General features: G+C 40.8%; 5 protein-coding genes and 1 pseudogene. 3 read left to right on the forward strand and 3 right to left on the reverse strand.

What is annotated here, in order from left to right:
- Window positions 1-12: 12 nt before the first annotated feature.
- Window positions 13-3,765: a cobaltochelatase subunit CobN gene (gene cobN, locus ACE1B6_RS00600; protein ID WP_413255290.1), complete on the reverse strand. Its 3,753-nt coding sequence runs from the start codon at window positions 3,763-3,765 to the stop codon at window positions 13-15.
- 182 nt (window positions 3,766-3,947) lie between these two features.
- Between cobN and ACE1B6_RS00605 the strand changes: the two genes are divergently transcribed.
- Both ACE1B6_RS00605 and ACE1B6_RS00610 read left to right on the forward strand, forming a co-directional pair.
- Window positions 3,948-6,383, forward strand: coding sequence for a hybrid sensor histidine kinase/response regulator (locus ACE1B6_RS00605; protein ID WP_413255291.1), 2,436 nt, complete (start codon window positions 3,948-3,950; stop codon window positions 6,381-6,383).
- Complete coding sequence (locus ACE1B6_RS00610; protein WP_413255292.1) at window positions 6,376-7,047, forward strand: N-acetylmannosamine-6-phosphate 2-epimerase; 672 nt, start codon at window positions 6,376-6,378, stop codon at window positions 7,045-7,047. Before ACE1B6_RS00605 ends, ACE1B6_RS00610 begins: the two co-directional genes overlap by 8 nt.
- A gap of 139 nt (window positions 7,048-7,186) precedes the next feature.
- On the opposite strand, the gene ACE1B6_RS00615 is transcribed toward ACE1B6_RS00610, so the two are convergent.
- The gene (locus ACE1B6_RS00615) at window positions 7,187-8,284 is read right to left on the reverse strand and encodes a metallophosphoesterase family protein (protein WP_413255293.1); all 1,098 of its coding nucleotides are present in this window, start codon (window positions 8,282-8,284) and stop codon (window positions 7,187-7,189) included.
- Window positions 8,285-8,397: 113 nt separating this feature from the next.
- Here ACE1B6_RS00615 and trmB point away from each other — a divergent pair, with 113 nt between their 5' ends.
- Complete coding sequence (trmB, locus tag ACE1B6_RS00620) at window positions 8,398-9,045, forward strand: tRNA (guanosine(46)-N7)-methyltransferase TrmB (RefSeq protein WP_413255294.1); 648 nt, start codon at window positions 8,398-8,400, stop codon at window positions 9,043-9,045.
- Between the two features lie 223 nt (window positions 9,046-9,268).
- Here trmB and ACE1B6_RS00625 read toward each other — a convergent pair.
- Window positions 9,269-9,382: pseudogene (locus ACE1B6_RS00625) on the reverse strand (tRNA (guanosine(46)-N7)-methyltransferase TrmB); the annotation flags it as partial.

The following is a 9,382-nucleotide window of genomic DNA, read 5'->3' on the forward strand; positions in this document are numbered from 1 at the left end:
AAAATCCTTAAATCAAATAGAACTGCTATAATTACCTTCTATTTTTCCTTCTGCTTCATGGACTATTGCTCTTAGTTTATCTATTGTAGTGCGATCGACATTTCCCCACAAACCTCGCTGATTTGCCTCTAACAATCTTTCTGCCATATCGCGCAACGCCCAAGGGTTTTTTTGTTGAATAAATTCTTGAACTTCTGAGTTAAATAAATAGTTTTCTGCTACTCCTTGATACATGAAATCTTCTACACAGTTTGCTGTTGCATCGTAAGCAAATAAATAATCAACTGTTGCGGACATTTCAAAAGCGCCTTTGTAACCGTGACGCATTACACCAGCAATCCATTTTGGGTTAATCACACGGGATCGATAAACTTTGGCAATTTCTGCTTTTAATTGTCTAACTTTCGGGTTTTCAGGAATGGAATTATCACCGAAATAAGTTTGGGGATTTTTGCCAGTTAAAGCGCGAATTGATGCAGTTAAACCACCTTGAAATTGATAGTAATCATCGGAATCTAATAAGTCATGTTCGCGGTTATCTTGGTTGTGTAATACTATTTGCATTTGGCGCAACCTTTCTGCAAAAGCTTCTGGCGCGGAGATCCCCCCTAACCCCCCTTGATAAGGGGGGGAATTTTTGTTAGAGCTAGTATAAGCGTAACTACTCCAGTTAATATAAGCGCGGGCTAAATCTTGCTCATCTTGCCAATTTTGGGATTCAATTAAACCTTGTAAACCTGCACCATAAGCACCAGGTTTGGAACCGAAAATGCGAAATTGCGATCGCATTTTTGCCTGTTCTTCACTCAACCCAGCAGTTACCCAAACTTCCGTTTCTTGCTTGACTTTTGCCGCTAAAGGATTATCTTCCGGCGACTCATTTAATCCTGCAACTGCGGTTACTGCTTGGTCAAATAAATCAATTAAATTGGGAAAAGCATCGCGGAAAAAACCCGAAATTCGCAAGGTTACATCGACGCGAGGACGACCTAAAACCGAGATTGGTAATATTTCAAAATCTACCACTCGTCGCGCCACACCATCCCAAATTGGACGCACTCCTAATAATGCTAAAGCTTCTGCTAAATCATCGCCACCCGTTCGCATTGTGGAAGTTCCCCAAATAGATAAACCCAAAGTTTTCGGATATTCTCCATTTTCTTGAGTGTATCTTTCAATTAATACTTCTGCCGCTTTTCGACCAATATCCCAAGCGGTTTCTGTGGGAATGGCGCGAATATCAACTGAGTAAAAATTTCGTCCCGTTGGTAACACTTCCGGGCGACCTCTTGTAGGTGCGCCTGAAGGTGCGGGAGGGACAAATTTTCCATCTAAACCTTGCAATAAATTGCTGATTTCTTGCTGAGTTTTTTGTAATGCTGGGAGGAGATAATCACCGATCCAAGTTAACTCTTTTTCGGTCATTTTTCCGATGTCATTTGTAATTTGTCCTTGATTTTCAATTACCTTTTCTACCAAGTTAGCGGCGTGTTCTTCCAAAGCTTCCACCACATCGCCAACAGTCCGATATTTTTCACCAATTACTAATGACAAATCATCTGTTAATGGGTCAATTTCTAAACCCCAATCTTTCGCAATGGCGCGAGTTAAACCAATTCGGTTATTACCAGGATGTCGCGCAATAGCAACCATTAAATCTCTTAATTGTCGCCCTTGAGGACATTGCCCAAAAATATGTAACCCATCCCGAATTTGCGCCTCTTTCAATGTACACAAATAACCGTCAATTTGCGGAATTATTGATGTTAATTCCCCAGTCTCCAGTCCCCAGTCCCCAGTCCCCAAATCTAAATGCAAATTCTCTTCTAATATTAGCTGAGAAATGCGATCGCAAATCCTCCCCAACCGAGAAGGATCTAAATTTTGCGCCTCATAATATTCATCAATTAAATTTTCTAACTTATGCAAATTCCCATATAATTCCGCCCTCGTCATTGGCGGTGTTAAATGGTCAATAATTACCGCTTGGGCGCGACGTTTTGCTTGCGAACCTTCACCAGGATCGTTAACAATAAAAGGATAAAAATGGGGAATTGCGCCTAATGCTACTTCCGGGTAACAATTACTCGAAAGAGCAACACTTTTACCAGGCAACCATTCTAAGTTACCATGTTTTCCGACATGAACGATCGCATCCACCCCAAAATGCTTTCTCACCCAATAATAAAAAGCTAAATAATCATGAGTTGGTTCTAAATCTGGCGCATGATAATTTAAACTCGGATCGAGATCGTAACCCCGACTCGGTTGAATTCCGACAAAAATATTACCTAACTGAATTCCCGAAATCGGAAACTCTTTAACAGATGCAATTCCCCATCTTTCAACTATGCCTTGTTGCACTGATAAAGGCAGATTAGCAAAATACTCTTGGTATTCTGTTAAAGATAGCACTTGATTTGGCGATCGCAACTCCTTACCTTCCAAATCATTAGTAATTCCCAAAGTTAATCTATTAATCAAATCATCACCAGTTTCCGGCAAATTTGACACCCCATACCCAGCATTTTCCAAAGCTTTCAGGATTTCCACGCAACTAGCAGGAGTATCCAAACCCACACCATTTGCTAACCTCGCATCACGAGTGGGATAATTAGCTAAAATTAAAGCTATCTTGCGATTAATCGGAAATTTTCGCCGCAAATTTACCCAACTTGCTGCTAACTCAGCCACAAAATTAATCCGTTCTAAATTTGGTTCATATCCTACAACATCTGTTTCTAAACTAGGATGTTTCGACTGTACCGCCTTAAAAGAAACTACCCGACTAATGATTCTTCCATCTACTTCTGGTAACGCCACATTCATCGCCATATCTCTCGGCGAAAGTCCTTGAAAACCAGATTCCCAATGTTCTACTGTTCCCCCACTAAAAATAACTTGTAAAACTGGAATATCAGAAAAATTAGTCGTTAATTCAAAATTGCTAATTGTTCGTTCAAAATTATTAACTGAAAAACTGGTAGTATTGAGTAAAAGTTGAATTGATTCCGCATCTTTTGGCTGGAAATATTCTGCTAACTCACCTTGAATATCGGGATCTCGCAAAGAAGAAACGAAAACTGGCACCGGGGCTAAATCTTTTGTCACTAAAGCTTGACATAAAGCATCAATTGGGGCAGTATTTCCAGCTAAATAATGAGCCCGATAAAATAAAATACCAACTTTAGGAGTTAAAATGGCGTTTTCTGGTTGCCAATCATAAATTCCGACTCGTGGAACTTCCTGCGGAGGTGGTGGTGTATAATTTGTTTGGCAACAAAGATCGACAACAAATTTTAAAGCATTGACAAAATTATTTACACCGCCTTCACTAAAGTAGCGCCACAACTGGTTTACCCCTACTAGGGAAATGTTAGAATGACTGATTAAATCGGGGTCTGGGCGGTCATCCCCCGGCATTATAATCAGTTTTGCCCTTGTTTGTTGTACCGTCTCTCGCACTACTTCTAAACCGTAAGACCAGTACGAACGTCCGCCAAGTAAGCGAATAATGATGATTTCGGCTTTTGCTAATACTTGGGTGGCGTAAGTATCAATACTCAGTTGTTGTTGTAATTGTAAGAGATTGACAACTCGCAGTTCGGGAAAATCTGCTGGGAGTTTACCCACAGCTACCGCTAGAGTTTGAATATCCGTATCCGCAGCCGTGAGGAATACAATAGGAGCAGGGGTTTGCTCAATGAAAATCACTCCTTCTTCTTGAAAATTCCATCCTCCAGGGGTAGCAGCTAAACGATGCACGATTTTATCCTCAATGATTACGGTTTTTTAGAAGCTTTCGGTTATACATTAGTTAAAGGAACTGTTTATACTTGCCTCAATTGTGGTAAATCTGGTCTGACTTAATTCATAATCAATCATGAAGAACCACGATCGGAGTCTGATTTAGCAAAGCCTACTGCTTCCTTATGTAAACGGCTAAAATGCTGAGTTACCAAAATTTTATTTTACGTCGGAATTTATCCCTCACCTCTTTTAATGGACTGCGAACCTTATTTGGGCAAATGGCACAAAGGGTCGGAGAACCTAACTTGCTTTTGACTGAAGATGTGCTATCCACCCTGACAGTTCGACCACCACAAATAGAGGAAAAATTTACTCTGTTGGTGTCGGAACAGTTTAGTGGTTTAATGGTAGCAACGCAACGGTTAGAAGAAGTTTCTTGGGAAGACCCAGAGGATAAATTATATCAGGTAGGACTAACTTTTGCGCCAGAAGCGATCGCAGCATTTCTCACTCAGTTAAGTACTTTCCTTAAAGATCATCCTCTGGCTGAACAAACTTTTCAACAAGCTAGTCAAATTCTTCGTCCTAACGATGCCAATCTTCAGAGCGATTTTACTCTTTCCTTGTTAGACATTATCACAGAAGAAAGCAAAAAAAATTCATCGCCAGATCCAATTTATCCTTTTGTTTCTGTTTGCCAACCTGTGCATGAAGCTTTAAAACAACAGGTAGAACAAGAGCGATTATTGAATCAGGTAACAACTCAAATCCGCGATAGTTTAGAATTACCGGAAATCTTGGAAACTGCGGTAGAACAGGTGCGGAATTTTTTACAAGCCGATCGCTTATTAATCTATCAATTTCAGCAACCTTTATCTTCAGTTAAACACTTAGAGATTGCCGAAAACGATATTTTAAATTTTTATGAAATGGCGGCAAAACAAGAATTACATCCTGAAGAATCAAACTTAACTATACCAGAAAATGACAATCAACTAGAACAAGATTTTGAGCAGGAAGTAAGCGATCGCAAAATTTGGGGAAGAGTGACTTATGAAGCAAGAGCTTCTGATGAAATACCTTCGGTCTTAGGTTTTTCGGAAGAAGAACGTTGTTTTCTTTTTGTACCCAACTGTCGGGAAAAATATCGCAAAGGTTTCACTTTAGCAGTCAAAGATATTGAAACAGCCTATACTTTTCATCCCTGCATTTTGAATTTAATGCGGCAAAATCAAGTAAGAGCTAAATTGGTTGTGCCAATTTTAATTCAAGAGCAACTTTGGGGTTTATTAATCGCTCACCAATGTTTTGAACCGCGACAATGGCAAGATAATGAGAAAAAATTTCTGTCACATATTGCCGAACATTTAGCGATCGCAATCTATCAAGCCCAACTTTATGCCGAAGTTCAACAGCAAAAACACACATTAGAAAAAAGGGTGATCGATCGCACCCAAGAACTCCATGATGCCATGCTTTTGGCACAATCCGCCAACCGCGCCAAAACCGAATTTCTCGCCACAATGAGCCATGAATTACGCACACCTTTAACCTGCGTAATCGGCTTATCTGCTACTCTATTAAGATGGTCTTTCGGGCAACTCAGTCAAAAACAAAGAGACTACTTACAAAGCATTCACGACAACGGCGAACACCTCCTCGAATTAATCAACGATATTCTCGAATTATCTCAACTAGAAGCCGGAAAAACCGTCTTAAACATCAGCGAATTTTCCCTCTCTCAATTAGCACATCAAGAAATGACCAACTTGAAACAAAAAGCTAGTCAAAGAGGCGTAGAATTAGCAGTAGCAATAAGACTGGATTCCCAACAAGATCGCTTTTTAGCCGACGACAGAAGAGTGAGACAAATTCTCTACAATTTATTGAGTAATGGCATTAAATTTACTCCCCAAGGAGGTAGAGTAATTTTGCGGGTTTGGCGAGAAGGAAATCGCGCAGTTTTACAAGTAGAAGACACAGGAATTGGCATTCCCGAACACCAAAAACATTTGCTCTTCCAAAAATTCCAACAACTAGATAGTTCTTACCATCGCCAATATGAAGGAACTGGATTAGGATTAGCATTAACTAAACAATTAGTAGAACTTCATGGTGGAAGAATTGAAGTTAACTCTACTGTTGGTGTCGGTTCAATTTTTACCGTGTGGTTGCCAAAACAACAATACCTTGCTACCGAAAAACTCTCCCATGAACTATCCTCATCTTACACGAAAGAAGAAACATTAATTAATCTGAAATTTCCCGCAGGAAGAATCGTTGTTATTGAAAATCATGAAGAAACAGCTACTTTAATTTGTGAAATTTTAACTGCTGCTGGCTTTCAAGTAGTTTGGTTATTAGAAGCATCTACAGCCATGAAACAAATAGAAATTTTGCAACCTGTAATTGTAATTTTAGACTTGCAATTATCAGGAAATAATGGTAAAGAAATAGTTGAACAAATTCGCAGTTTACCCGGTATGCAAGATGTGAAAATTCTAGCTTTAACTAACAAAGTTTCTTCAGATAATCTAGTTTTAGGAGCAAATAATTACTTGCTGAAACCAATCTTACCTCAAAGTTTATTACATAAAATTCAACTACTAATGGCTAATAATATAGATGAATAAAAACTTATTACAATCATTAAATCAAACTTTAATAGTTTCTTGTCAAGCACCAGTAGAATCTCCGCTACACGATCCCTACGTAATTGCAGCAATGGCAAAAGCAGCTGTACTCAATGGTGCAGCAGCAGTCAGAATCGATACACCAGCACATATAACCGCAGTTCGCCAACAAATATCAGCCCCAATTATTGGACTTTGGAAACAACAAATACCTGGCTATGATGTGTATATTACCCCGCAATTTAGTCATGCAGAAGCGATCGCCAAAGCCGGAGCAGATATCATCGCCATTGATGCTACCTTAAGAGAACGTCCCAATCAAGAACAACTAACCACAATCATTACTCAAATTCACCAAAAATTAGGTAAATTAGTCATGGCAGATATCGACACCATCGAAGCAGCAATTTCCGCTGCTAACGCTGGTGCTGATATCGTCGCCACCACACTTTACGGCTACACAAATCAAACAAAACACCTCTCCCCCCCAGGCTTTCAACTATTAGCAGAAATGCGGGAAAAACTCCAAGTTCCTGTAATTTGCGAAGGCGGAATCTCCTCCCCCAAAATGGTAAAACAAGCCCTAGAAATCGGCGCTTTTGCTGTAGTAGTTGGTACAGATATCACTGGAATTGATGCCAAACTCAAAGCTTATTTATCTTGAAAAAAGGGGACTGGGTATTGGGGACTGGGTAAGTTTTGAGTTTTCAGGTAAAAGCAGTTAAGCGGTTAAGGAGAAAAATAAGAAAGTTTGAAATTTTGCGCGTACCCAGTACCCAGTCCCTAATCCCCAGTCCCCAACCTTAAAGCAACAAAGTCGCACAATTATCAATCATTGTCGGAGTTCGATCGCTCCCAGAACAGCTAAACTTTTGGAAATAACGCCTTACTTTTGGCGGAAAATCGGGATAATCAAATATTCCATCACCAGCGGCAATATCTGCCCAGAAATAACGTAAACTAGGAGCTAATTCACGAGCAGTTTCTATCGGTAAATTTAAAGGCGGTTCGGTTAATAAACGAAGCATAAATGGCAAACTGCGATCGCCCATCCACTCCCGGGAAAAATGCGGTAAATCAGGCCATTCTGGTAAAGAATCAATCCGATGACTTTCAATTTGTAACCATTTCCGCCCCAAATCATCAGCCCGAAAATGTAAAATCCGATAAGGATGAGGATAACTCACTAAAGAACCAGTCGTAATATCATAAATTCCCCGATCTTCAGCAATATCTTGAACGTGCAAATGTCCAGTAAAAACCAACTGCACCTGGGGACGTAAAATTTCCAACAACTCCGGCGCATTTTCCAACATATATCTGCGCCCCATTTGATGTTGAGATTGTCCCGGCAAATGTTCCACCACATTATGATGAATCATTACCAAAATCAATTCTTCCTTAGCAGTCGCTAAAACACCTTTTAACCAATCTAATTGAGCATCATCTAAACGTCCGATTTGCTCGCCTTGTTCATTAAAATTGTTAGAATTTAAACCAATTAAACGCACTCCCGGCAAAATTTCACAAGTGTAATAAAGTTGTTTCGGGTCATCATAACCAAATTTTTGATAATAACTGGGAAAATCTGCCAAACCGATCGCTTTTTCATCTGCCTTTAAAACAGGCACATCATGATTACCCGGCACCACGTAAACTGGAAAAGGTAACTGCGCCAACCGCTGTTTTAACCAAGCATGATTTTCCCGTTCGCCATGTTGAGTTAAGTCTCCTGGTAATAATAAAAAATCCAAGTCGAGTTGCGCCAAATGTTGAAAAGTCAATTCCAAAGCTGGAATGCTAACTTCTACCAAATGAAACCGATAAGGATTGTCCCAAATGGTGTGAGGAAGGGCAATGTGTAAATCACTAGCCACTGCGAAGCGAAATTCTAAACTCATGATGGCAATCTAGAGTTAAATGAGCAAAACCTTGATCCCCGTCGAGTATAACTAATGCTGAGCCTTAACGACCTCTATCTGTGTAGTTTAATTGCGAAAAAGGAGGAAAAATTTTGGCAGCTGTCCGAGTCCGCCAGCACGTTAACCCACTAAGCAAGAAGTACCAAACCCCAACAAGTACCCCAGACTGGAGTCAAATTTACGCCGATCTCAGTCAACCAATACATTTAGACATTGGTTGTGCTAGGGGTAGATTTGTGTTGAGTATGGCACAGATTCAACCTGATTGGAATTTTTTAGGGTTGGAAATTCGCGAACCGTTAGTTGATGAAGCAAATCAATACCGGGATCAATTGGGATTAGGAAACTTACATTACTTATTTTGCAATGTCAATAATTCTTTGCGTCCTCTCCTCAGTTCCCTCCCTCCCGGAAAATTACAGCGAGTGACAATTCAATTTCCCGATCCCTGGTTTAAAAAACGTCACCAAAAACGGCGCATGGTACAACCAGAAACGGTGGCTGATTTAGCTAATTATTTGGTGATTGGTGGTGAAGTATTTATTCAATCTGATGTGGAAAATGTGGCGATCGAAATGCGATCGCGCTTCCAAGAACACCCAGCTTTCCAAAAACAAGGTACCACCGAATGGCTAACCGAAAACCCCCTTTCAGTCCCCACCGAACGCGAAATCGCCACTTTTAATAAGGGGGAACCAGTTTATCGCGTATTATTTCGGAAAGTGGGGACTGGGGACTAGGGACTAGGGACTGGGGACTAGGGACTGGGGACTGGGAGAGTTTTGAGTTTTGAGTTGTAGGGGCGGGTTTAGCAGATAACTCTATGTTCACAGCAGAAGAGTTAACCACAAAACCCGCCCTTACAGATTGTCCCCAGCTACCCCCCCCCCCCAAAACCCCACAACCCCCCCCCCCCCACAACCCCCCCCCCCCCCCCCCCCCCAAGCCCCCAGCCCCGAGTCCCTAGTCCCCAGTCCCCACTTTCCGAAATAATACGCGATAAACTGGTTCCCCCTTATTAAAAGTGGCGATTTCGCGTTCGGTGGGGACTGAAAGGGGGTTTTCGGTTAGCCATTC

Source organism: Floridaenema fluviatile BLCC-F154 (assembly GCF_041929135.1).
Classification (GTDB): Bacteria; Cyanobacteriota; Cyanobacteriia; order Cyanobacteriales; family Aerosakkonemataceae; genus Floridanema; species Floridanema fluviatile.

Bases quoted from the DNA above. Each gene is read 5' to 3' on its own strand.
- ACE1B6_RS00610 (WP_413255292.1), top strand. From the start codon at position 6,376: ATGAATAAAAACTTATTACAATCATTAAATCAAACTTTAATAGTTTCT.
- ACE1B6_RS00605 (WP_413255291.1), top strand. From the start codon at position 3,948: ATGCTGAGTTACCAAAATTTTATTTTACGTCGGAATTTATCCCTCACC.
- ACE1B6_RS00615 (WP_413255293.1), bottom strand. From the start codon at position 8,284: ATGAGTTTAGAATTTCGCTTCGCAGTGGCTAGTGATTTACACATTGCC.